This window comes from Inquilinus sp. Marseille-Q2685 (assembly GCF_916619195.1).
Classification (GTDB): Bacteria; Pseudomonadota; Alphaproteobacteria; order DSM-16000; family Inquilinaceae; genus Inquilinus.
Map to the genome: position 1 here is coordinate 214,324 of NZ_CAKAKL010000005.1, position 20,630 is coordinate 234,953.

General features: G+C 71.4%; 24 protein-coding genes and 1 tRNA gene. 12 read left to right on the forward strand and 13 right to left on the reverse strand.

The window, feature by feature from the left end; genetic code table 11:
* Window positions 1-3 precede the first annotated feature (3 nt).
* From LG391_RS23175 to LG391_RS23185, 3 genes are all read left to right on the forward strand, one after another.
* Window positions 4-975, forward strand: coding sequence for an ABC transporter ATP-binding protein (locus tag LG391_RS23175; protein ID WP_225770413.1), 972 nt, complete (start codon window positions 4-6; stop codon window positions 973-975).
* Complete coding sequence (locus tag LG391_RS23180; RefSeq protein WP_225770414.1) at window positions 972-1,940, forward strand: ABC transporter ATP-binding protein; 969 nt, start codon at window positions 972-974, stop codon at window positions 1,938-1,940. Before LG391_RS23175 ends, LG391_RS23180 begins: the two co-directional genes overlap by 4 nt.
* 78 nt (window positions 1,941-2,018) lie before the next feature.
* A complete protein-coding gene (locus LG391_RS23185) occupies window positions 2,019-2,396 on the forward strand; it encodes a YciI family protein (RefSeq protein ID WP_225770415.1) in 378 nt (125 codons plus the stop codon).
* Window positions 2,397-2,399: 3 nt separating this feature from the next.
* Here LG391_RS23185 and LG391_RS23190 read toward each other — a convergent pair whose 3' ends face one another.
* Window positions 2,400-3,302, reverse strand: coding sequence for a LysR substrate-binding domain-containing protein (locus LG391_RS23190; RefSeq protein ID WP_225770416.1), 903 nt, complete (start codon window positions 3,300-3,302; stop codon window positions 2,400-2,402).
* Window positions 3,303-3,387: 85 nt separating this feature from the next.
* Here LG391_RS23190 and phnX point away from each other — a divergent pair, with 85 nt between their 5' ends.
* The 3 genes from phnX (at window position 3,388) to LG391_RS23205 (ending at window position 5,899) form a co-directional block, all read left to right on the forward strand.
* Window positions 3,388-4,218, forward strand: a complete 831-nt coding sequence (gene phnX, locus LG391_RS23195) for a phosphonoacetaldehyde hydrolase (protein WP_225770417.1) — start codon at window positions 3,388-3,390, stop codon at window positions 4,216-4,218.
* On the forward strand, window positions 4,215-5,351 hold the full coding sequence (locus LG391_RS23200) for a TIGR03364 family FAD-dependent oxidoreductase (protein ID WP_225770418.1): 1,137 nt from the start codon (window positions 4,215-4,217) through the stop codon (window positions 5,349-5,351). The genes phnX and LG391_RS23200 overlap by 4 nt, the downstream gene beginning before the upstream one ends.
* An 80-nt stretch (window positions 5,352-5,431) precedes the next feature.
* A complete protein-coding gene (locus LG391_RS23205) occupies window positions 5,432-5,899 on the forward strand; it encodes a hypothetical protein (RefSeq protein WP_225770419.1) in 468 nt (155 codons plus the stop codon).
* A 55-nt stretch (window positions 5,900-5,954) separates the two neighbouring features.
* Here LG391_RS23205 and LG391_RS23210 read toward each other — a convergent pair.
* Window positions 5,955-6,031 (reverse strand) — tRNA-Arg (locus LG391_RS23210).
* A gap of 172 nt (window positions 6,032-6,203) precedes the next feature.
* Here LG391_RS23210 and LG391_RS23215 point away from each other — a divergent pair.
* On the forward strand, window positions 6,204-6,917 hold the full coding sequence (locus LG391_RS23215) for a DUF1194 domain-containing protein (RefSeq protein WP_225770420.1): 714 nt from the start codon (window positions 6,204-6,206) through the stop codon (window positions 6,915-6,917).
* 57 nt (window positions 6,918-6,974) lie between these two features.
* Entirely contained in the window at window positions 6,975-7,394 is a 420-nt protein-coding gene (locus LG391_RS23220) for an OsmC family protein (RefSeq protein WP_225770421.1), read from the forward strand.
* Between the two features lie 6 nt (window positions 7,395-7,400).
* Here the strand turns inward: LG391_RS23220 and LG391_RS23225 are convergent, their stop codons facing one another.
* Genes LG391_RS23225 through LG391_RS23235 form a run of 3 tightly spaced genes read right to left on the reverse strand, consistent with a single transcriptional unit; the run spans window position 7,401 to window position 10,613 of the window.
* Entirely contained in the window at window positions 7,401-7,715 is a 315-nt protein-coding gene (locus tag LG391_RS23225; RefSeq protein ID WP_225770422.1) for an Hpt domain-containing protein, read from the reverse strand.
* Window positions 7,712-8,113 (reverse strand): response regulator, encoded by a 402-nt coding sequence (locus tag LG391_RS23230; RefSeq protein WP_225770423.1) that lies wholly within the window; start codon window positions 8,111-8,113, stop codon window positions 7,712-7,714. The genes LG391_RS23225 and LG391_RS23230 overlap by 4 nt, the downstream gene beginning before the upstream one ends.
* Window positions 8,103-10,613, reverse strand: coding sequence for a response regulator (locus tag LG391_RS23235; protein ID WP_225770424.1), 2,511 nt, complete (start codon window positions 10,611-10,613; stop codon window positions 8,103-8,105). The genes LG391_RS23230 and LG391_RS23235 overlap by 11 nt, the downstream gene beginning before the upstream one ends.
* Window positions 10,614-10,799: 186 nt before the next feature.
* On the opposite strand from LG391_RS23235, the gene ade reads away from it, so the two are divergent.
* Window positions 10,800-12,506 carry an adenine deaminase gene (gene ade / locus LG391_RS23240; protein WP_225770425.1) on the forward strand — a complete coding sequence of 569 codons (1,707 nt, stop codon included), beginning with the start codon at window positions 10,800-10,802 and terminating at the stop codon, window positions 12,504-12,506.
* On the opposite strand, the gene LG391_RS23245 is transcribed toward ade, so the two are convergent.
* Both LG391_RS23245 and LG391_RS23250 read right to left on the reverse strand, forming a co-directional pair.
* Window positions 12,503-12,826 (reverse strand): cupin domain-containing protein, encoded by a 324-nt coding sequence (locus tag LG391_RS23245; protein ID WP_225770426.1) that lies wholly within the window; start codon window positions 12,824-12,826, stop codon window positions 12,503-12,505. The two genes, ade and LG391_RS23245, sit on opposite strands and share 4 nt — an antisense overlap.
* Window positions 12,823-14,001, reverse strand: a complete 1,179-nt coding sequence (locus LG391_RS23250; protein ID WP_225770427.1) for a DUF3095 domain-containing protein — start codon at window positions 13,999-14,001, stop codon at window positions 12,823-12,825. Before LG391_RS23250 ends, LG391_RS23245 begins: the two co-directional genes overlap by 4 nt.
* Before the next feature lie 48 nt (window positions 14,002-14,049).
* On the opposite strand from LG391_RS23250, the gene LG391_RS23255 reads away from it, so the two are divergent.
* From LG391_RS23255 to LG391_RS23265, 3 genes are all read left to right on the forward strand, one after another.
* A complete protein-coding gene (locus tag LG391_RS23255; RefSeq protein WP_225770428.1) occupies window positions 14,050-14,466 on the forward strand; it encodes a secondary thiamine-phosphate synthase enzyme YjbQ in 417 nt (138 codons plus the stop codon).
* Window positions 14,467-14,528: 62 nt separating this feature from the next.
* Window positions 14,529-14,756 (forward strand): type II toxin-antitoxin system Phd/YefM family antitoxin, encoded by a 228-nt coding sequence (locus LG391_RS23260; protein WP_225770429.1) that lies wholly within the window; start codon window positions 14,529-14,531, stop codon window positions 14,754-14,756.
* The gene (locus LG391_RS23265; RefSeq protein WP_225770430.1) at window positions 14,756-15,142 is read left to right on the forward strand and encodes a type II toxin-antitoxin system VapC family toxin; all 387 of its coding nucleotides are present in this window, start codon (window positions 14,756-14,758) and stop codon (window positions 15,140-15,142) included. The genes LG391_RS23260 and LG391_RS23265 overlap by 1 nt, the downstream gene beginning before the upstream one ends.
* A gap of 18 nt (window positions 15,143-15,160) precedes the next feature.
* Here LG391_RS23265 and LG391_RS23270 read toward each other — a convergent pair whose 3' ends face one another.
* The 6 genes from LG391_RS23270 to LG391_RS23295 form a co-directional block, all read right to left on the reverse strand.
* Window positions 15,161-16,345, reverse strand: coding sequence for an aminotransferase class V-fold PLP-dependent enzyme (locus LG391_RS23270; RefSeq protein WP_225770431.1), 1,185 nt, complete (start codon window positions 16,343-16,345; stop codon window positions 15,161-15,163).
* The gene (glk, locus tag LG391_RS23275) at window positions 16,342-17,301 is read right to left on the reverse strand and encodes a glucokinase (protein WP_225770432.1); all 960 of its coding nucleotides are present in this window, start codon (window positions 17,299-17,301) and stop codon (window positions 16,342-16,344) included. The genes LG391_RS23270 and glk overlap by 4 nt, the downstream gene beginning before the upstream one ends.
* 495 nt (window positions 17,302-17,796) lie before the next feature.
* Entirely contained in the window at window positions 17,797-18,336 is a 540-nt protein-coding gene (locus LG391_RS23280; RefSeq protein WP_225770433.1) for a polymer-forming cytoskeletal protein, read from the reverse strand.
* Window positions 18,337-18,617: 281 nt separating this feature from the next.
* Window positions 18,618-19,319: an EI24 domain-containing protein gene (locus LG391_RS23285; protein ID WP_225770434.1), complete on the reverse strand. Its 702-nt coding sequence runs from the start codon at window positions 19,317-19,319 to the stop codon at window positions 18,618-18,620.
* A 69-nt stretch (window positions 19,320-19,388) separates the two neighbouring features.
* Window positions 19,389-19,826 (reverse strand): GFA family protein, encoded by a 438-nt coding sequence (locus tag LG391_RS23290; RefSeq protein ID WP_225770435.1) that lies wholly within the window; start codon window positions 19,824-19,826, stop codon window positions 19,389-19,391.
* Window positions 19,827-19,908: 82 nt separating this feature from the next.
* Window positions 19,909-20,607 (reverse strand): helix-turn-helix transcriptional regulator, encoded by a 699-nt coding sequence (locus tag LG391_RS23295; protein WP_225770436.1) that lies wholly within the window; start codon window positions 20,605-20,607, stop codon window positions 19,909-19,911.
* Window positions 20,608-20,630 lie beyond the last annotated feature (23 nt).

The following is a 20,630-nucleotide window of genomic DNA, read 5'->3' on the forward strand; positions in this document are numbered from 1 at the left end:
GCCATGCTGGTCGAATTCCAGGACCTGTCGGTCCAGTTCCGCACCGAGGAGGGCACGGCCCGGGCGGTGACCGGGGTCAGCTTCGGCATCGCCGAGGGCGAGACCGTCGGTGTGGTCGGCGAATCCGGCTGCGGCAAGAGCGTCACCGCCTTGTCGCTGATGGGCCTCTTGCCGCGCCCGTCCGGCCGGGTGGCGGGTGGCCGCATCCTCTATCGCGGCCGCGACCTGCTGGCGTTGAAGCAGGAGGAGATGCGCGGCCTGCGCGGCAACGAGATCGCCATGATCTTCCAGGAGCCGATGAGCGCGCTGAACCCGGTGCTGACCATCGGCGAGCAGATCGTCGAACCGCTGGTCGAGCATCGCGGCCTGGCGCCGAAGGCGGCCTGGGACGAGGCGATCGATCTCCTGGCCCGGGTCGGCATCGCCCGGGCGGACAGGATCGTCGAGGGCTATCCGCACCAGCTGTCGGGCGGGATGCTGCAGCGGGTGATGATCGCGATCGCGCTCAGCTGCGGCCCGCGCCTCCTGATCGCCGACGAGCCGACCACGGCGCTCGACGTCACCATCCAGGCCCAGATCCTGGAGCTGCTGGGCCGGCTGAAGCGCGAGCAGGGTACGGCGCTGATGCTGATCACCCACGACCTCGGCATGGTGGCGGAGCTCGCCGACCGGGTGGTGGTGATGTATGCCGGGCGGGTGGTCGAGACCGGGCCGGTGCGCGACATCCTGCTGCGGCCGAAGCATCCCTATACCCGCGGCCTGCTGGCCTCGCGCCCGGTGCCGGGCCGGCGCCAGCGCCGGCTGCCGTCGATCCCGGGCCAGGTGCCCAGCCCGGCGCATCTGCCCGCCTGGTGCGCCTTCGCCGACCGCTGCTTCGCCGCGGCGGATGTCTGCCGCACCGGCATCCCGGGGTTGGAGCCGGCCGGCGTGCCGCACCGCGCCGCCTGCTTCCTGGCGCAGTCGGGGGCGATATGAGCGACACGCCGCTGCTCGAGGTCGAGGGCCTCAAGACCCATTTCCCGATCCGCGACGGCGTGTTCGGCCAGGTCACCGGCCATGTCCGCGCCGTGGACGGCGTCGATCTCCGCATCCGCCGCGGCACCAGCTTCGGCCTTGTCGGCGAATCCGGCAGCGGCAAGTCGACGCTCGGCCGCACCGTGCTGGGGCTGTACGAGCCGACCGCCGGCACCGTGCGATTCGACGGCCGCGACATCAACGCCATCGGCCGCCGGGAGCGGCGGGCGCTGCGGCCGAAGATGCAGCTCGTGTTCCAGGACCCCTACGGCTCGCTCAACCCGCGGGTCAGGGTCGGCGACGCGATCGGCGAGGCCCTTTTGGCGCATGGCCTGGTCCGCCGGGCCGAGCTGCGCGACGCGGTGCTGGAGGTGATGCGGATCTGCGGCCTGGCGCCCTACCATTATGCCCGCTACCCGCATGAATTCTCCGGCGGCCAGCGCCAGCGCATCGGCATCGCCCGGGCCCTGGCGCTGAAGCCGGAGCTGATCGTGGCCGACGAGCCGGTCTCGGCGCTCGACGTCTCGATCCAGGCGCAGATCATCAACCTGTTCTCCGATCTCAAGGAGCAGCGGGGCGTCACCTTCCTGTTCATCTCGCACGACCTGGCGGTGGTGGAGCATCTCTGCGATGAGATCGCGGTGATGTATCTCGGCGTGATCGTCGAGACCGCCGGCCGCGACGCGCTGTTCGACCGGCCGCTGCACCCCTATACCCGGGCGCTGCTGTCCGCGATCCCGGCGATCGACCCGGACACGCCGCGCGACCGCACGGTGCTGAAGGGCGAGCTGCCCAGCCCGGCCGACCCGCCGGCCGGCTGCCGCTTCCACACACGCTGCCCGCTGGCGACCGACCGCTGCCGCGCCGAGGCGCCGGAGATGCGGGAGCTGGAGGCCGGTCACAGGGTCGCGTGCCACCTGGCCTAGAAAATCGCGGCGGCGTGTCGAATCCGGCCGGCACCGGGCGATAAGGGGCATTCACGGCGCAAGCAGAAGGAGCCCGTCATGCGCTATGCCTGCCTCATCTACTACGATCCGCAGACCCTGTTCGGCGGCAGCCCCGAGGCCAATGCGGCGCTCGAGCGATGCGCCACTCATGACGAGACGCTGAAGGCCAGCGGCCACTACGTGGCCGGCGAGGCGCTGGAGCTGCCGGACGGCGCCCGCACCGTCAAGGTGCGTGAGGGCAAGACCTCGGCGGTCGACGGTCCCTTCATGGAGACCAAGGAGATCCTGGGCAGCTTCGTGGTGATCGAGGCACGGGACATCGACGAGGCGGCGCAGGTCGCGGCCACGCACCCGCTGGCCCGGATCGGCTTCGTCGAGGTGCGGCCGCTCGTCGATTTCAGCACGCCGCCGCCGGATTTCAGTCAGCAGGGCTGATGCCTACCCGGGCGCGGCCGCCTCGCGCCGCGCCCGGCTGGCCTCGGCGGCGATGTCGAGGAAGGCGCGGACGATGGCCAGGCGCTGGCGTTCGCGCAGGCATACGACGTATTCGTCCATTTCCACCCGGCAGCCGCCGATCGGGCGGCTGGCCAGCCGCGGGTCCGGCGTCAGCTCGCCGGCCGACATGAAGCCGATGCCGAGGCCGGCGGCGATCGCCTCGCGCGAGGCCTCCCGCCCCTCCACTTCCATCCAGGGCGTCAGCGGCAGGTCGACCGCGGCGAAGGCGCGCTCCACCGTCTCCCGCGTCATCGACCCGGCCTCGCGCATCACCAGCCGCTCCCGCGCGATCAGGGGCGCCGGCACGCTGCGCATCCGGGCCAGGGGATGGGCGCGCGGCAGCAGCCCATGCACCGGGTCGTGCCACAGCGGCAGGGCGTGCAGCTGCGGGTCGCCCGGCCCCCGGGCCAGCACCGCCACGTCGAGGCGGATGTCGACCAGGTCGGCCAGCCCCCGCTGGGCGTTACCGACCGTCATCCGCACCCGCGCCCCGCCGTGCCGGGCGGTGAAGGCGGCGATCAGCGGCATGGCGTGGAACGGCCCGTCCGCGCCCAGGCGCAGCGTGCCGGTCGGCACCCGGCTGGTGCCCTGCAGCAGCTCCACCGCCTCGGCCTGCGCGGTGAAGGCGCGGTTGGTGTAGGTCAGCAACTCGGCGCCCAGCAGCGTCAGCTCGATGGTGCGGCCGGAGCGGCGGAACAGCTGCACGCCGTAGCGCTGCTCCAGCGCCTTGACCTCGATCGACAGGGTCGATTGCGACACGCCGACGGCCCGCGCGGCCTTGGTGAAGCTGCCCTCGGTCGCCACCGCGTGGAAGGCGCGGAGCTGGATGCTCAGCGTTGAGCTCATCAATGATCCATATGGAGAATATGAATTGGATCAATATTAGAATCTCTGGCCTTCTCCGGCCATCCACGATGTCGGAGAGCGCGCCATGAGCTTCATCCCACGCCGCCGCTACGACGGCCCGGTCCGGGCCGCGATCTTCGACTGGGCGGGCACCACGGTCGATTTCGGCTGCCAGGCGCCGATCACCTCGCTGGTCGAGGCCTTCGCCGCCATGGGCGTCGAGGTGCCGCTGGCCACCGCCCGGTTGCCGATGGGCATGGCCAAGCGGGACCATATCCGGGCGCTGCTGGAGATGCCGCAGGTCGCGGCGGCCTGGGAACGGGCGCAGGGCCGGGCGCCGGCGCCGGGCGATGTCGACGGCCTCTACGAACGTTTCCTGCCGCTGCAGGTCGCGGCGGTAAGGCGGCATGCCGGGCTGATCCCCGGCACGATCGAGACCATGGCAGCGCTCGAGGCCCGCGGCATCCGCATCGGCACCACCACCGGCTTCCCGCGCCCGGTGATGCAGGTGGTGATCCCGGAAGCGGCACGGCAGGGCTACGCGCCGGAGGTGATCGTCTGCGCCGGCGAGACCCCGTCCGGCCGCCCCGGCCCGGCGATGGCGCTGAAGGCGTTGATCGAGCTCGACATCCATCCGGTCCAGGCCGCGGTCAAGGTCGGCGACACGCAGGTCGACGTGGCCGAGGGGCTGAACGCCGGGATGTGGACCATCGCGCTGGCCGTCACCGGCAACGAGGTCGGCCTGACCGCGGCGGAATGGGCGGCGCTGCCGGCGGAGCGGCAGACGGAGCTGCGCCGCGCCGCCGCCGGCCGGCTGTGGGCCGCCGGCGCGCATGAGGTGGTCGACGGCATCGCCGACGTCCCGGCCGCGATCGAGCGGATCGAGGCCCGCATCGCCGCCGGGGACGTGCCGTGAGCCGCTACGACCTCGCCGTCGTCGGCGCCGGCATCCTCGGCCTCGCCCATGCCCTCGCGGCCGCCCGGCAGGGCCGCCGGGTGGTGGTGATCGACCGCGAGGCGCGCGCCATCGGCGCCTCGATCCGCAATTTCGGCTTCGTCACCGTTTCCGGCCAGTCGGCCGGCCCGACCTGGCGCCGGGCGATGCGCAGCCGCGACGTCTGGGCCGAGGTGGCGCCGCAGGCCGGCATCCCGGTGCTGCATCGCGGCACCGCACTCCTGGCCCGCACCCCGGAAGGGGTGGCCGTGCTGGAGGCCTTTGCCCGCACCGAGATGGGCGAGGGCTGCGATCTGCTGCCGGCCGCCGGCATGGCCGCGCGGCTGCCGATGGCGGCCGATGGTCTGCTGGGTGGGCTTTGGAGCCCGCATGAGCTGCGGATCGAGCCGCGCGAGGCGATCCCGCGCCTGGCCGCATGGCTGGAAGCGGCCCATGGCGTCGCCTTCCACCGCGGCGTCCAGGTGCGCGCGGTGCAGGCGCCGCGGGTCGAGACCAGCGACGGCCCGATCCTGGCCGACCGCATCGTGGTCTGCCCCGGCCCGGACCTGAAGTCGCTGTTCCCGGAGATCATGGCGCGACGCCGCACCACCCTGTGCAAGCTGCAGATGCTGCGGCTGGCCGCGCCGGGCTGGCAGCTGCCGGCGGCGGTGATGGGCGACCTCAGCCTCGGCCGGTACCATGGCTTTGCCGACCTGCCGGAGGCGTCGCCGCTGAAGGCGCGCCTGGCAGCCGAGGTGCCGGAGACGCTGGCCAACGGCATCCACCTGATCGTAGTGCAGTCGGCCGACGGCTCGCTGGTGGTCGGCGACTCCCATCACTACGGCGACTCGCCGGACCCCTTCGCGTCCCAGGCGGTGGATGGGCTGATCCTGCGCCACATGGCGGAGCTGCTGCGGGTGCCGGATCCGGTGGTGACCGAGCGCTGGATCGGCATCTATCCCTCCGGCCCGGCCGAGGCCTTCGCCGAGGCGCCGGACGAGGCGACGCGGGTGGTCCAGGTGACCAGCGGCACCGGCATGAGCACCGGCTTCGCCATCGCCGAGGAGGTGGTGGCCGGGCTGTTCGGCGCCGCGGCCCCGCGCCACGCCGCCTGACCGGGGGCACTTGGCGCGACGGAATTTCGCCACAAAGTCACGTGTTGATCCTGGGAGCATCAACGACGAGGGAGAGCGTCGTGGCATACGGCAGTGGTCTGTTCCGGACGGGACTGGTCGCGGTCGCCATGGCGGCCTCCGCTCCTCTGGTGGCGTCGTGCCAGACGGGGCCGGGCTACTACGGCGGCGGCTATTACGGCGACAGCTATTCCAGCTGGTACGATGACGACGATCGCTATTGGGGCTACGACCGGTATCGCTACCGCGACGACTACCGGTATCGCTACCGCGATCGCGACCGGTATCGCTACCGGGATCGGGACGATGACGACGATGACGACCGGCGCCGTGACCGGCGGCGCAGCGATGGCAACGCCGAGCAGCGCTTCTGGCGGCTGTTCGGGGCTGACGGGCGGGACAGGGACGATAACCGGAACCGCAGCAACTGGGAAAACGTCCGCCGCAGCTCGGGCGATAGCGACAGGGACCGCGGCAACCGCGGCGGGAACGACCCGCGGCGCATCTTCATTCCGCAGAACAAGGATTGAACGGAGGACATCCGGCCTTCCGCCGATCCGCGGCGTCGTGACGAACCGGGAAGAATGGCGCACTCGACAGGATTCGAACCTGTGACCTCCGCCTCCGGAGGGCGGCGCTCTATCCAGCTGAGCTACGAGTGCAGGCCATGGACTCGGGCCCAAGGACCCGAAGCGGCGCGGACCATACTGCAAAGCGACGGCGATGCAAAGCCTGGATTCAGGGGCCCCCCGATTCGGGGTGCGGCCCGTTGGCGTTTGACAGGCCGGGCCCCGGCCGGAATGCTGGCGCGTCCCATCGAAGCGGGAGGCGCCGGTGCTGCATCGCGGTCTCGCCCTGACTCTGGCGCTGTGCGCGGCCCCTGCGGCGGCGCAGGAGGTCGACGTCGATGTCGAGCTGGTCTTCGCCACCGACGGCTCCGGCTCGATCGACGACGAGGAGCTGCGGCTGCAGCGCGAGGGCTACGCCAAGGCCCTGGCCGACTCGCGGGTGCAGCAGGCGATCCGCGGCGGCGTCACCGGCCGGATCGCGGTCGCCTTCGTCGAATGGGGCGGGGCGGACTCGCAGCACGTCATCGTCGACTGGACCGTGATCGACGGGCCGGACAGCGCCGCCGCCTTCGGCGCGGCCCTGGCGGCGGCGCCCAGGCGCGCGGTCGGCTGGAACTCGATCAGCAATGCCATCGACTTGTCGAAACGGTTGATCGAGGGCAATGCCCATCAGGGCCTGCGCAAGGTGATCGACGTCTCGGCCGATGCCGGCCAGCGCGGCGGCCGGCCGCTGCCCGAGGTGCGGGCCGAGGCGCTGGCCGCCGGCATCACCATCAACGGCCTCGCCGTGCTGTCGCGCAGCGGCCGGCCGGGCTGGGCCGGCGGCTCGCTGGAGGATTTCTTCCGCGACCAGGTGATCGGCGGCCCCGGCGCCTTCGTCATCACCGCCGACGCCGATGCCCGCTTCACCGAGGCGGTGGTGCGCAAGCTGATCCTGGAGATCGCCGAACGGCCGGCCGAAGCGGCGCCGCCCGGCTGACGGGTCCTTGCACCCCTGCTAGGGTGCCGCTTCGAATCGGTTCCTGGAGCAGTTCAGATGAAAGCCCGCGTCACCTGGGTCGAAGGCCGCACCTTCCTCGGCGAATCCGGCAGCGGCCATGCCGTGGTCATGGACGGCGCGCCGGAGCATGGCGGGCGCAACCTCGGCGTCCGGCCGATGGAGATGCTGCTGCTCGGCCTCGGCGGCTGCACCGCTTTCGACGTCGTGATGATCCTGGAGAAGGGGCGCGAGCCGGTGGCCGACTGCCGGGTCGAGGTCGAGGCCGAGCGCGCCGAGACCGACCCGAAGGTCTTCACCAGGATCCATCTGCGCTACATCGTCTCCGGCCGCGGCCTCGACCGCATGAAGGTCGAGCGGGCCGTGGCGCTGTCGAAGGAGAAGTACTGCTCGGCCTCGATCATGCTCGGCAAGGTCGCCGAGATCACCGCCGAGATCGAGGTCGTCGAGACCGCCTGAGCCGGCTCAGGCGGCGGCCTTCACTGCCGCCAGCCCGGCCGCAATCGCCGTCAGCTCTTCCGGTCCCACGCCGCCGGCGGCGAGGCAGGAGTCGAGCTGCGCCTCCAGCGCCGCCGCCGCGCCCGACAGGGCGGCGAAACCCATGGTGCCGCCGGTGCCGTTCAGCCGGTGCACGATGAATCGCAGCCCCTTCAGCGCTTCGCCGTCGCCGGCCCGCAGCGCCGCCAGCAGCGCGTCGGCCTCCGCCAGCTTCTGCGGCAGCTCGGCCGCGAATTTCGCCCGCAGCCGGTCGAGATGGGCCTGCAGCGCGTCCTGGGTCATGATCCCCGGCCGTCGCTGCGGGCCCAGATGGCGCGGATCTCGTCGGACAGGGTCATCGGGTCGAAGGGCTTGGAGATGACGTCGATGGCGCCGAGGGCGCGGTAGCGCGCCACCTCCTGCGGCTGCACCTTGGCGGTCATGAACACCGCTGGCGTCGCCGCGGTCCCCGGCAGCGCCCGCAACGCCGCCAGCGTCTCCGGCCCATCCATGCCCGGCATCATCACGTCGAGCAGCAGCAGCTGCGGCGCGAATCCGGGGGCTTGGGCCAGCGCCTCCTCGCCCGAGGCGCAGGCGGCCAGGACGAAGCCGCCCACCGCCTCCAGCGCGAAACCGGCGACCGAACGGATATCGGCGTCGTCCTCGACATAGAGGATGCGGGTCAGCACCTCATCGGCCATGGCGGAGGTCCCCTTGCTTGCCCTGGATCAGGCCGTTGATCAGGCCGGTGATGGTCTGGTGCAGCTGCTCGTTGTCGGTGCGGCTCTTGACCAGCGAGGCGGAGACGGCGCTGGCATAGGCCGCGCTGGAATCCTGGGCCGAGAAGATCAGCACCGGCTCCCGCGGCGTGCGGGCATTGATCGTCTCCAGGAGGTCGAGGCCGGAGCCGTCGGGCAGCCCGACATCGATGATGACCAGGTCGAAGCGCCGCTCCGCCAGCCTCTCGCGGCCCTCCTGCAGCGACCGCGCCGGCACGATCTCCGCCTCGTCGCGGACGATGGCGCCGACCACCTCGATCACGTCGTCGTCGTCCTCGACATGCAGGATACAGGCGCGGCCGCTGCGGTTGCGCAAGCCCGCCTGGCGCAGCGCCGCCCGCAGCCGCAGCTGCTCGATCGGCTTGTCCAGCCAGTCGACGATGTTGAAGGCGTCGCCGTTCAACTCGCGCTTGCCGTCCTGGGCGGTGGCGGAGACGACGACGATCGGCAGCTCCGCCGTCGCCGGGTCGGCGCGCAGCTGCCGGATCAGGGTGATCCCGTCGATGCCCGGCAGCAGCAGGTCGACGGTCATCGCGTCGTAGTGCCCCGTACGCGCCTTCTCCAGCGCCGTCTCGGCGTCGCGGGCGAAGTCGACCCGCCAGCCGTCCTGCTCGATCATCAGCCCCAGCAGGGTCGCGACGTCCGGATCGTCCTCGCAGATCAGCACCTGGCGCCGGGCGTCGCCGGCCGGGGCCGCCATCTGCGGCGCCTCGGCCAGCAGCGGCAGGGTGAACCAGAAGCGGGTGCCGCCGCCCTCCGCCGGCTCGAAGCCGATGCGGCCGCCATGGCGCTCGACGATGGCCTTGGCGATCGACAGGCCGAGGCCGGTGCCGCCCTTGCGCCGCACATCACTGGCATCCGCCTGGGCGAAGCGCTGGAAGATCCGGCTGCGGAACTCCTCCGGAATGCCGATGCCACGGTCGCGCACGCTGATCCGGGCCTGGCGTCCCACCGTCTCGACCGCGACCTCCACCGTGCTGCCGGCGGGCGAGAACTTGGCCGCGTTCGACAGGAGGTTGGTCAGCACCTGGATCAGGCGGTCGGCGTCGCCCTGCACCGGCAGCGCTGTGCCCGACCGGGTCGTGATCCGGTACTCGACCTCGTGCTGCGCCGCGTAGGCCTGGTTGGCTTCGACCGCCTGCTCGACCAGCGCGCCGGCCTCCAGCCGGTCGTGCCGGAACTCCATGCGCCCCGATTCGATCTTCTCGATGTCGAGGATGTCGTTGACCAGGCCGACCAGGCGCTCGCTGTTCTTGTGCGCGATCTCCAAGAGCGACTTCGCCTTCTCCGGCAGTCCGCCGGCCGCCCCGGCCACGATCAGGCCCAGCGAGCCGCGGATCGAGGTCAGCGGCGTGCGCAGCTCGTGGCTCACCGTCGACACGAACTCGTTCTTCAGCTGGTCCAGCCGGTGCCGCTCGGTCATGTCGCGCAGGATGCAGACCGAGACGGTGCGGCCGTCGCGCTCGAACACGCCGGTCGAGATCTCGGCCGGAAAGCTGGTGCCATCGCGCCGCGTCACCGTGACCTCGCCGATCGGCTGGGCGCCGCCGGCCAGGGCCGGAACCAGCGCGGAGATGTCGGCCCCGGCCAGGCTGCCGCCGGCGACCCCGAAGGCCTCGCCGCAGGCGCGGTTGGCCAGCTCGACCACCCCGTCCTGGCCGACCACCAGGATCGGGTCGCGGGCACTGTCCAGAACCGCCTGCAGCTGGGCCTGGCTCTCGGCCAGCGCCCGGGCCGCGGCGTCGCTCTCCAGCTTCGCCCGCTCCAGCTCACGATAGCGCTGCAGGTCGGTGCGCACTTGGCGCGACATCGCCCAGGCGGCCAGCAGCCCGCACAGGGCCGCCAGCGCGGCGACGCCGGCCAGCAGCCAGATGATCCGCCGCAGCGTCGCCTCGGTGGCGGCCTGGCGGTCCGTCAGCAGCGCCTTCTCCGTGGCCACCGCCGCCTCGATCCTGTCGCGGAAGGCCGGCGCCTGGTCGGCGGCGTCCCTGACGATGGCGCGGGCGCCGTCGAGGTCACCCTGCCGGACCGCGGCGATGATCCGGTCGTTGGTGACCAGGATCTGCTCGGTGATGGCCGCGGCGTCGTCGAAGCGCCGGACCTGCTCCGGGTTGTCCGCGGTCAGGCTGCGCAGGTCCAGCAGCTTGTCGGTGGCCAGCCGGGCGCTGTCCTCCGCCACCGCCGCATCCCGCGGACTGCCGGTGATGATGAAGCCGCGGCTCAAGGCCTGGGCCCGTGCGATGGCCAGCCGGGCCTCGTAGATGGTGGTGATCACCAGGTTGGTGTGGTCCACCCGGGCCTGCGTGCGGGCGTTGTCGGCCAGGAACTGCTTGCCGAGCCATCCGGCCGTGCCGAAGAACAGCAGGAAGCCGAGGATCGCCAGCAGAACGATCGAGCGGACCGAGCCCAGAAACTTCTCCATTCCCCACGCGTCTCCCGATCGTCCCCCGGGCCATCGGCCTCTTGATCAGGTGATAGTCGAAGCCGGCGGCGGTGTCGCCGTCGGGCGGACGGTATGAATAATTATTCTAAAGTTCTATCTATTTCGAAGTCGGGCACGGATCGGCTCGATCCTGCTACGCTGCGGTCCCGGCAGGAGAAGGACGGCATGAGCGGCACGGCGGATCTGAGGCGGCGAATCGACCAGGCTCTGGGCCACGCGCCCGCCGATCTGGTGATCAAGGGCGCGCGCACCCTCGACGTGATCACCGGCGCGCTGCTGGAGGGCGACGTGGCGGTCTGCGGCGACCGCATCGTCGGCACCTGCGCCGATTATGCCGGCGCGGCCGAGATCGACGGCCGCGGCAAGGTGGTGGTGCCCGGCTTCATCGACACCCATGTGCATTGCGAATCGACCCTCGTGACGCCGGCGGAGTTCGATCGCTGCGTGCTGCCGCGCGGCACCACCACCGCGGTCTGCGACCCGCACGAGATCTGCAACGTGCTGGGCGAGGCTGGGCTGCGCTACTTCCTCGACGGCGCTCAGGGCACGGCGATGGACCTGCGGGTCCAGCTCTCCTCCTGCGTGCCGGCGACGGAGCTGGAGACCGCCGGCGCCCGGCTCGACGCCGCCGATCTGGCCCGGCACCGCGGCCATCCCAAGGTGATCGGCCTGGCCGAGTTCATGAACTTCCCCGGCGTGCTGGCCAAGGACGAGGCGGTGCTGGAGAAGCTGGCCGCCTTCCAGGACGGCCATATCGACGGCCATTCGCCGCTGCTGACCGGCAAGCCGCTGAACGCCTATCTCGCCTGCGGCATCCGCAACTGCCACGAGACGACGGGGCCGGAGGAGGCGCTGGAGAAGCTGCGCAAGGGCATGCAGATCCTGATCCGCGACGGTTCGGTCAGCAAGGACGTGCACGCGCTGGCGCCGATCATCTCGGCCGAGACCTCGCCGCTGCTCGGCCTGTGCACCGACGACCGCAACCCGCTCGACATCGCCGAGGAAGGCCATCTCGATCACCTGATCCGGTCGGCGATCCGCCGCGGCGCGCCGGTGGCCCATGTCTACCGCGCCGCCACCTGGTCGGCCGCCCAGGGCTTCGGCCTGCGCGATCGCGGCCTGGTCGCCCCCGGCCGCCGCGCCGACCTGGTGCTGCTCGATGATCTCGAAGCCTGCGCCGTGTCGCAGGTGATCAGCGCCGGGCGTGTGGTCGGGCCGGAGATCTTCGCGGGGCGGGCCGCGCCGGCCTCGGTCGGCCTCGGCTCGGTGAAGCTCGACCCGGTGGTGGCGGAGGATTTCCAGGCTCCCACATCCGGCCCGACCAGCCCGGTGATCGGGCTGATCCCGGGCAAGATCATCACCGAGGCGCTGACCGCGACCCTGCCCTGGCGCGACGGCTGCCGCCACCCCGATCCGGACCAGGACATCCTCAAGATCTGCGTCTTCGCCCGCCACGGGGTGAACCGCAATGTCGGCCGCGCCTTCGTCAAGGGCTTCGGCTTCCGCGGCGGCGCGCTCGCCTCCTCGGTCGGGCATGACAGCCACAACATCTGCGTGGTCGGCGACAACGATGCCGACATGGCGGCGGCGGTGAACCGCCTGATCGCGCTGCAGGGCGGCTTCGTCGCGATCCGGAACGGCCAGGTGGCCGGCGAGATCGCCCTGCCCCTGGCCGGACTGATGAGCCTGCAGCCCTTCGAGCAGGTGGCGGACGACCTGCTGACGCTGCGCCGGGCGGTGAAGGCGATGGGATGCCCCCTGCCGGAGCCCTTCATCCAGCTGGCCTTCCTGCCGCTGCCGGTGATCCCGCACCTCAAGATCACCGATCGCGGGCTGGTGGATGTGGACCGGTTCGAGCTGATCGCGGCCTAGCCGTGATGCAGCGCCAGCCAGACGGTTGGCTCTTGCGGATCGGTCCAGGCGACGCGGTGGCGGGCATGGGCCGGGATGTGCACCCAGTCGCCGGGGCGTAGGCTGCGGGGCGCCGCCTCGCCCTCGACCTCCAGGCCGGCGGAGCCGCGCAGCAGCACCACCCATTCCGCCCGCGCCTGGTCGTACCAGAAGCCGGGCGGGCTGGCCTGGCCGGTGGAGACGATGCGCTCCAGCATGAAGCCCGCGCCCTGCAGCAGGGTGGTGAACTCTTCCTCCGCCGCCTCTCGCGGCAGGGCATCGAACAGGTTGCCGGCCTTCATGACGGCTTCAGCCGGGAGGCGGCGGCGGCATAGCCGCCGGAGGCGCCGTCGATGAAATGGACATGGTCGCTGCGCAGCGGCGACGGGGTGAAGCAGGTGACGATGGCCGAGTCCTGCCGGTGCAGGCCGAAGCGGGCGATGCCGGCCTGCTCGGCGGCCAGCAGGCGGGCCTCCAGCCGGTCGGCCAGGGCCGGGGTGCAGTCCAGCGTCATGCGCAGCCCGTCGTCGTATTTGCGGTAGTCGGCATTGGCCACCATCTCGCGCATGTAGCGCTCGGGCCGGAAGCCGCCGACCGGGATGCCGAAGCGGAACACCGCCCAGCCGCCCAGGCTGTGCAGCCCCACCAGCAGCTTGCGCAGGAACAGCGGCTGGCCGGCGCCGCGCAAGGTCCGCGCCTCGATGTCCAGCCCGGGCGGCGGCCAGGCCAGGCCGCGGGCGAGATCGATCATCGGGTGCTCGGCCTCGCTCTCGCGCCCGGTCATGCGCAGGATGTCGCCGACCAGCTCGCGGAATCCGGCCTCGCTCTCGGCCACCGCCGGGGCGGCGATCAGCGACACCACCACGCCGTGCCGGGCCGGAAACTCCTGCCAGCGGCAGGACAGGCCGGTCAGGTCGGGGCGTGTGCCGGCCGGCGCCGGCTCGACCGCGAAGGCGCCGGCCTTCAGCTCGCGCTCGGCCCATGCCAGGCCGCCGCCCATGAACATGGCGTAGGCGACGTTCGGCGACGGGGCATAGCGGGCGACCCGGACGTCCCAGCCGGCGGTCCGGATCGATGCCACTGGCACCAGCCCGACCCGCAGGGTCAGGCCGAGCTCGTCGCGCACCCAGGCGGCGGTGGCGGCCAGGGCGGCACGGGCGGTGTCGGCATCGCCGGGCGGCAGGGCGAAGCTGGCGCCGTCGCCGCCGAAGGCGAAGGGGAAGTCGCGCTGCGCCAGGGCGTTGGAGACGGCGGCGATCAGCGCCGCGCCGGCGACGTTGACGCTCTTGTACCGCCCGGCCCGGATCGCCGCGGTGGAGGCGACGACGTCGGACAGGCCGATCACCCAATCCTCCGGCAGCGGCCGGTACAGCGCCGTGTCGGTCAGCCGGGCGAAGCCGTCGAACACCGGCACCTGGGGGTAGAAGTCGTCCTCGGCCATGGCCGCATTCTCGCCGATCGGGCGGGGATCCGCCATCCTGTCGCTGCCATTGATCCGGAACACCGCCCGACGCATGGTGCACCGATGCAGCAGTTCCTCCATACCCTCCAGGTCACCACCCGCGGCAAGGGTCTGGTCGAGATCACGCCGCAGATCCGGCCCTGGGTCGAGGCGCAACGGATCGGGACCGGGCTCCTGACCGTGTTCTGCCGACACACCTCGGCCTCGCTGCTGATCCAGGAGAATGCCGACCCGGACGTCAGGGCCGACCTGGAGGCCTATTTCGAGCGGATCGCGCCGGAGGGCGACGTCTACATCCACGATGCCGAGGGGCCGGACGACATGCCGGCCCATATCCGCACGGCGCTGACCCAGGTGCAGCTCTCGATCCCGGTCGCATCCGGCCGTCTCGTGCTCGGCACTTGGCAGGGCATCTACCTGTTCGAACACCGAAGCATGCCGCACCGGCGCGAGATCGTGCTGCACTTGCTCGGGGAATAACGCCGGCGCCCCATTGACATTCCTCAGGCCTGATCTTAGCTAATCGGGCTAAGGAGGTCGCCATGATCCGAGTCAACATGCACGAAGCGAAGAGCAACCTGTCGGCGCTGGCGGAAAAAGCGCGGGCTGGCGAGCAGGTCGTCATCGCACGCGCGGGGGAGCCATGGGTCGAACTGGTGCCCTACACCGGCGCGCGCCGCGAACCCGGCGGCTATGAGGGCCAGATCGTCATCGCTCCGGACTTCGATGCCCCGAATGAGGAGATCGCCGACCTCTTCGAAGGCAAGTGATGCGCGCTGTCCTGCTCGATACCCACGCCTTCCTGTGGTGGCTCGCGAACGATGCTGCCCTGGGGCCGTCGGCGCGAGAGATCATCGCCGAGCCGCGGAACCGTGTCGTCGTCAGCGCAGCGACGGCTTGGGAGATCGCCATCAAGCGGCAGCTCGGCAAGTTGACGGCACCCGCCGACATTGAGGCCGTGGTGGAGGAAAAGGGGTTCGCCAAGCTGGCGATCTCGTTCTTCCACGGCCAACAGGCGGGGGCCCTCCCGCCGCACCATCGCGATCCCTTCGATCGCATGCTGATTGCGCAGGCCCAGACGGAGGGGTTGGAGCTGATGACGGCCGATCCGGTGCTCCGGGCCTATGCGGTTCGTCTGATCGAAGCTGGCGCCTGAGCGCCGCTCGGTTCCGGTTCAGCCTGCCGCGACCGCGGCCACGAACCGTTCGATCTCGGCCTCGCTGTTGTAGCAGTGCGGCGAAGCCCGCAGCATGGCGTCGAGGCCGCGGTCGGTCATATCGAACATGGTCGAGCGGCGGCGGGTGACGCTGGTGTTGATGCCGGCCGCGCGCAGCCGTTTGTGCAGCCCCTCGGCCGGCTCGTCCGCCTTGGTGAAGCTGACGATCGCGGACCGCTCGGCGCCCTTGTCGCGCACGGTGACGCCGGGCAGGGTCGAGAGCCCGTCGCGCAGCCGGTCAGCCAGAGCCCGGGCTCGGTCGCGGATGGTATCGAGGCCGAGGGCCAGGGCGTAGTCGACCGCGGCGCCCATGCCGAGGATGCCGGTGAAGTTGCGCTCGAAATTCTCGAAGCGGCGGGCGTCCGGGCGCACCACATAGCGGTCGGGCGCCACCATCTCCGCCGCGTAGAGGTCGAGGAAGGGCGGGTCGATCCGGTCGAGCATCGACCGCCGGACATAGAGGAAGCCGACGGCGCGCGGCCCGCGCAGGAACTTGCGGGCGGTGGCCGACAGCATGTCGCAGCCGATCGCCTTGACATCGACCGGCATCTGACCGACCGACTGACAAGCATCGAGCAGGTAGGGAATGTTATGCGCGCGTGCGATCCGGCCGATCGCCGCCGCCGGGTTCACCAGCCCGCCATTGGTCGGGACGTGGCTGACCGCGATCAGCCGCGCCGGGCCCCGGTCGGTCGCCGTCACCGCCTGCTCCAGCGCAGCGACGTCGAGCTGGCCGGTGGCGTCGTCGGGCACGACCTCGACCACCGCGCCGGTCCGCTGCGCCACCTGCAGGTAGGAGATGGTGTTGGAGGCGTACTCGGCCTTGGCGGTCAGGATCCGGTCGCCCGGCCGGAAGGGCAGGCCGTAGAACACCATGTCCCAGGCCCGGGTGGCGTTCTCCATCATCGCGATCTCGGTCGGATCGGCGCCGATCAGCCGGGCGATCGAGACATAGGCGGCCTCCAGCCGCGGCTCCGCCTCGGCCGCGGCGGCATAGCCGCCGATTTCCGCCTCCCGCCGCAGATGGTCCAGCATCGCATCCAGCACCGGCCGCGGCGGCAGGGCCGAGCCGGCGTTGTCGAGATGCAGCACCCGGGCGCAGCCCGGCGTGTCGGCGCGCAACCGGTCGAGATCGAGCATCATCGTGCCTGAGTGAGGCCCAGCACCGAACGCAACCCGATGAAGGCCGGCAGCGGGTGGGTGACGAGGTGCGTCGGAATGCCGACGACGAAGCTGCGCATCCGGCCCTTGGCCTCGAAGCGTTGGCGGAACAGCGCGCCGTCGAACAGGGGCCCGAGCTTCGGCACGATGCCGCCGGCGATGTAGACGCCGCCGCGCGAGCCCAGCGTCAGCGCCAGGTTGCCGGCGACGGTGCCGAGCATCGAGGCGAACATCGACACCGCCTCGACGCAATGCGGATCGCCGGTCCCGGCACCCTCGGTCACGGCGGCGGCGTCCCGCTGCGCGGGGTCGACACCGTCGAGCTGCGACAGCGTCTCGTACAGGTTCACCAGCCCCATGCCGGACAGCACCCGCTCGGCCGAGACATGCTGGTAGCGGTGCCGCAGTCGGTCCAGCACCGCCGCCTCGCGCTCGGTCGCCGCGGCCATGGTGACGTGCCCGCCCTCGCCGGCCAGGGCGGCCCAGCGCCCGCCGCTCGGCACCAGGCCGGAGACGCCGAGGCCGGTGCCGGGGCCGAGCACGCCGATCGGCTCGTCCGCCACCGCCGCCCCGCCGCCGATCCGGGTGCGGTCGCCCTCCTCAAGATAGGGCACCGCCAGGGCGACGGCGGTGAAGTCGTTGATCACCTCCAGCCGCTCCAGCCCCAGATCCTTCTTGAGGCTCGCGATCGAAAAGGACCATGCGGCGTTGGTCAGGGTCACCTGATCACCGGTGACCGGGCTGGCCACGTCGATCGCCGCCTGCCGGGGCGGAGTCGCCGGCTTGACCATGTCGAGATAGGCGTGGGCGGCATCGGCCAGGGTCGGATAATCCGCCCCGTGCAGGATCTTGGTGTCGCGCGTCCCGCCGGCATCGGCCAGGGCGAAGCGGGCGTTGGTGCCGCCGAGATCGGCGATGAGGGCGAGGGGCTCAGACATGGCGGGCCGGCTGTGTCGGGTCGGCCATGCTTCCCTCATGCGGCCGCCGGGGGCAAGCCCGAAGCTTATGGCGCCGGCCGCGAGCCGGAATGTATCGCCGGATCGGATTCGGCGCGTCTGTGTGCATCGCAGCACAAACTTGATGCTAAATGCACATATCTTAGGCACGAATGGCACCTAAGCGCCTGTTGCATAAGGAGAATTTATTTTCTTCTTGATTTGTCGGGCGAACTCCCTAAATTGTGCATTGCGACATGCAGCGATGCTGCTGTCGTAACGCACTTCTTGGGCGTTTCCTCCCTAAACTCGGGCCGCAGTTCGCTGCGGCCCTTTTTCTTTGCGCGGCCCCGGACACGTCGGCAGCCGGGAAGGCTCGATCTCCGGTCCCTTCGGATCCCGGGACAGCTCGAATCGCCCTCGGGCGATCGGTAGGACAGCGAAACGGCCGGGTCGCCCCGGCCGTTCATGGTCGCTGGTGGCCCAATGCGGCCCGACTCAGGCCTCGCTGCCGGCCTCGGCCTTGTCGTCGAACAGCGGGGTCGGGGCGGGCTGCGGGGCAGCCGCCGCGGCCGGGGCCGCAGCCGCCGCGTCGCCGCCCAGCGGCTGCAGCGTGCCGATCAGCTTGCCGCCGGTCTCGACCTGCAGCTCGCCATACTTGATGGTGCCCGTGACGACGCCGCTGGCGCGCAGGCGCAGCAGGCCGGACACCGACAGGTCGCCCTCGAACCGGCCGGCGATGTCGCCGTCGCTGATTTCGGCCGATCCCTTGAACACGCCCTGCTCGGCGATCTCGATCGTCTGGCAGTCCTTGATCTTGGCCTCGATCCGGCCCTCGACCACCAGGTGGTCGCAGGCGGTGATCTCGCCGGCCAGCGAGATCTCGCTGCCGACGATCAGCTTGCGCGGCGACTCGCGGCCGGTCGTGGGCGCCGACTCCGCCGGGCGGCGGACGCCGCCGATCGCCCCGGTTCCGGGCAGGTCGACCCGGCGCGGCAGCTCGGTTTTGTAGCCGGTGGCGGGCTTGGCGGTGGACATGGGCTCTCCTTGAGGCGCGGTCGGGGCGGTGGGCCGAACTACGGACGTGTCCGTGGCGGGGGAATAGCCTGGCCGCTCGGCACCGCCATCCGATCCTCCGCCAGCGGGGTTGCGTCGACGAAACACGCGGGTGTCCCCCTGCTTGTTGTGGTTCCGGGCTCAAATGCCCCATCGGCGATGGGGCCGGGACTGTAGCATGGATGCGTATCCGCGGTTCAACCCGCCGCGGCCAGCCCCGTTCCCGGCACAGGAACAATTAAGCCGCAATTCGGTCAAATGAATTATCCGGCCATCCGCCTCGTCGCGACCCCGCCGGGGGCGGCGCCGACGGCGCGGTGGAAGACATGGGTCATGAAGGCGGCGCCCAGGACCGGCACCACCAGATTGACCACCGGCACCAGCAGGATCGCGGCCAGAACCAGCCCGGCGGCGATGAAGCGGCCCTGGCGCTCGCGCCACAGCGCCCGCGCCGCCGCGGGCTCGACCCTGCGCGCCGCCACCAGCTCGAAATATTCGCGGCCCAGCAGGTAGCCGTTCACCAGCCAGAACACCAGCAGGTTCACCCCCGGCACCACCAGCACGATGCCGACCGCGACCAGGTTGAACGCGACCAGCGCCAGGAAGAAGCGGGCGGAACCCCACACGATCTCGCCGATCCGCTGGCGGCGGGGCGGCGGCAGGGTGGGGTAATGGCGGGCCTCCACCGCCGCCGCGACGTCGTCGAGGAACAGCCCAGCCACCAGGCCGACGATCGCCGGGAACAGCAGGATGCCGAGCGCCAGAACGGCGACGCCGCCCAGCACGTCGAGTGTGGTGTCGACCCAGGACCAGTTGGCGATGTGGACGAAGGACAGGCCCCAGCCGACGAGGGCCGGCAGGGTCAGCACCAGGGCGATGGTGGCGGCGAAGCTGACCCACAGCACCCGGCGGATCGCCGGGTCGGACGTCATCTGCTGCAGGGCGAGGCGGAGGGCGTTCGGCATCGGACTCGGCACGGTTGGTGTCGCGGCCGTTCACCTGGGGCGGCGGCGGTCCCGGCGCAAGGGCGGCGTCTATTCGCTCTCCGTCATCGGCCCGCCCTCGCCGGCGGTGGTGCGATAGCGGGGCAGGCCGTCGGCGAGGCGCACCCAGGGCAGCTTCTGGCCGACATGGACATGCCCGCGCGGCGGCAGGGCGCCGGGGTCGTCGAGCGTCGTCACCAGCAGATGAACCTCGTCCGGCCAGCGCGCGCCCTCATAGGCCAGCGGCGTGCCGCAGCGGCCGCAGAAGAAGCGCTCGGCGCCCGGCGAGGACCGGAAGCGGCGCGGCGCCTCGCCGCTCCAGCTCACCTGAGTGCGTTCGAAGCCGGCATAGACGGAATAGGGGGCGCCGGTGAGGCGGCGGCAGTCGCGGCAATGGCAGCCCGCCACCCAGCGCGGCCCGCCCGCCGCGGCATGGCGTCCGGCGCCGCAGCCGCATCCGCCGGTCCGGGGCTCGGCCTTCTCCGACATCGTCTCCATCCTTCCCTGCGATGGAAGGATCTCGTTCTACATTGGCCCCGGTGCGGCGTCTTTGCGGATCTTGCGCTGAAGCTCAGGCCGCAGCCGTCTCCGCCAGGATCTCCGGCCCGAAGATCCGGGCCAGCGCGGCGCGGCCGTCCTCGGTCAGCGCCACGGCGCGGCTGTCGCGGTCGCGCCGGATCCATCCGCGGTCGACGAAGCGCTCGGCGATGGCGGCGCCCAGCGCACCCGCCAGATGCGGCCGGCGCTCGCTCCAGTCGATGCAGTGCCGGGCGAAGGCCCGGCGGCCGTCCCGCAGCGCCGCCGCATCGATGCCCAGATCGGCGAACCAACGCGTCCCGGCCTCGGTCAGGGCGAAGGCGTCGTCGCCCCGTGCCAGCACGCCCCGCGCCACCAGGGCGTCGGTCACCGCCACGCCCAGCCGGCCGGCGAGATGGTCGTAGCACATGCGCCCGTCGCGCAACGGTGCCGGCACGCGCGACCGCTCGACCGACGGCTTCCAGGCGATGGTCATCATCCGCTCGAGCAAGCTGCCGATCTCCGGCCCCGACAGCCGGTAGTAGCGGTGCCGCCCCATGCGCTCGACGGTGACCAGCCCGGCCTCGGTCAGCTTCGCCAGATGGCTCGAGGCGGTCTGCGGCGTGACCCGGGCGCGGAACGCCAGCTCGCCCGCCGGCAGCGCCTCCCCGCCGAACAGCGCCGACAGGATCAGCGCCCGGCTCGGATCTCCGATCAAGGACGATAAGCTCGCCAGATCAAGGCCTTCCTTCATATTTCGATGGTGGTCGATCTATC

What these genes read in the sequence shown, in the direction of transcription:
- LG391_RS23175 (WP_225770413.1), top strand. Translation starts at nt 4, where the DNA reads ATGCTGGTCGAATTCCAGGACCTGTCGGTCCAGTTCCGCACCGAGGAG.
- LG391_RS23180 (WP_225770414.1), top strand. Translation starts at nt 972, where the DNA reads ATGAGCGACACGCCGCTGCTCGAGGTCGAGGGCCTCAAGACCCATTTC.
- LG391_RS23185 (WP_225770415.1), top strand. Translation starts at nt 2,019, where the DNA reads ATGCGCTATGCCTGCCTCATCTACTACGATCCGCAGACCCTGTTCGGC.
- LG391_RS23190 (WP_225770416.1), bottom strand. Translation starts at nt 3,302, where the DNA reads ATGAGCTCAACGCTGAGCATCCAGCTCCGCGCCTTCCACGCGGTGGCG.
- phnX (WP_225770417.1), top strand. Translation starts at nt 3,388, where the DNA reads ATGAGCTTCATCCCACGCCGCCGCTACGACGGCCCGGTCCGGGCCGCG.
- LG391_RS23220 (WP_225770421.1), top strand. Translation starts at nt 6,975, where the DNA reads ATGAAAGCCCGCGTCACCTGGGTCGAAGGCCGCACCTTCCTCGGCGAA.
- LG391_RS23225 (WP_225770422.1), bottom strand. Translation starts at nt 7,715, where the DNA reads ATGACCCAGGACGCGCTGCAGGCCCATCTCGACCGGCTGCGGGCGAAA.
- LG391_RS23230 (WP_225770423.1), bottom strand. Translation starts at nt 8,113, where the DNA reads ATGGCCGATGAGGTGCTGACCCGCATCCTCTATGTCGAGGACGACGCC.
- LG391_RS23235 (WP_225770424.1), bottom strand. Translation starts at nt 10,613, where the DNA reads ATGGAGAAGTTTCTGGGCTCGGTCCGCTCGATCGTTCTGCTGGCGATC.
- ade (WP_225770425.1), top strand. Translation starts at nt 10,800, where the DNA reads ATGAGCGGCACGGCGGATCTGAGGCGGCGAATCGACCAGGCTCTGGGC.
- LG391_RS23245 (WP_225770426.1), bottom strand. Translation starts at nt 12,826, where the DNA reads ATGAAGGCCGGCAACCTGTTCGATGCCCTGCCGCGAGAGGCGGCGGAG.
- LG391_RS23250 (WP_225770427.1), bottom strand. Translation starts at nt 14,001, where the DNA reads ATGGCGGATCCCCGCCCGATCGGCGAGAATGCGGCCATGGCCGAGGAC.
- LG391_RS23255 (WP_225770428.1), top strand. Translation starts at nt 14,050, where the DNA reads ATGCAGCAGTTCCTCCATACCCTCCAGGTCACCACCCGCGGCAAGGGT.
- LG391_RS23260 (WP_225770429.1), top strand. Translation starts at nt 14,529, where the DNA reads ATGATCCGAGTCAACATGCACGAAGCGAAGAGCAACCTGTCGGCGCTG.
- LG391_RS23265 (WP_225770430.1), top strand. Translation starts at nt 14,756, where the DNA reads ATGCGCGCTGTCCTGCTCGATACCCACGCCTTCCTGTGGTGGCTCGCG.
- LG391_RS23270 (WP_225770431.1), bottom strand. Translation starts at nt 16,345, where the DNA reads ATGATGCTCGATCTCGACCGGTTGCGCGCCGACACGCCGGGCTGCGCC.
- glk (WP_225770432.1), bottom strand. Translation starts at nt 17,301, where the DNA reads ATGTCTGAGCCCCTCGCCCTCATCGCCGATCTCGGCGGCACCAACGCC.
- LG391_RS23280 (WP_225770433.1), bottom strand. Translation starts at nt 18,336, where the DNA reads ATGTCCACCGCCAAGCCCGCCACCGGCTACAAAACCGAGCTGCCGCGC.
- LG391_RS23285 (WP_225770434.1), bottom strand. Translation starts at nt 19,319, where the DNA reads ATGCCGAACGCCCTCCGCCTCGCCCTGCAGCAGATGACGTCCGACCCG.
- LG391_RS23290 (WP_225770435.1), bottom strand. Translation starts at nt 19,826, where the DNA reads ATGTCGGAGAAGGCCGAGCCCCGGACCGGCGGATGCGGCTGCGGCGCC.
- LG391_RS23295 (WP_225770436.1), bottom strand. Translation starts at nt 20,607, where the DNA reads ATGAAGGAAGGCCTTGATCTGGCGAGCTTATCGTCCTTGATCGGAGAT.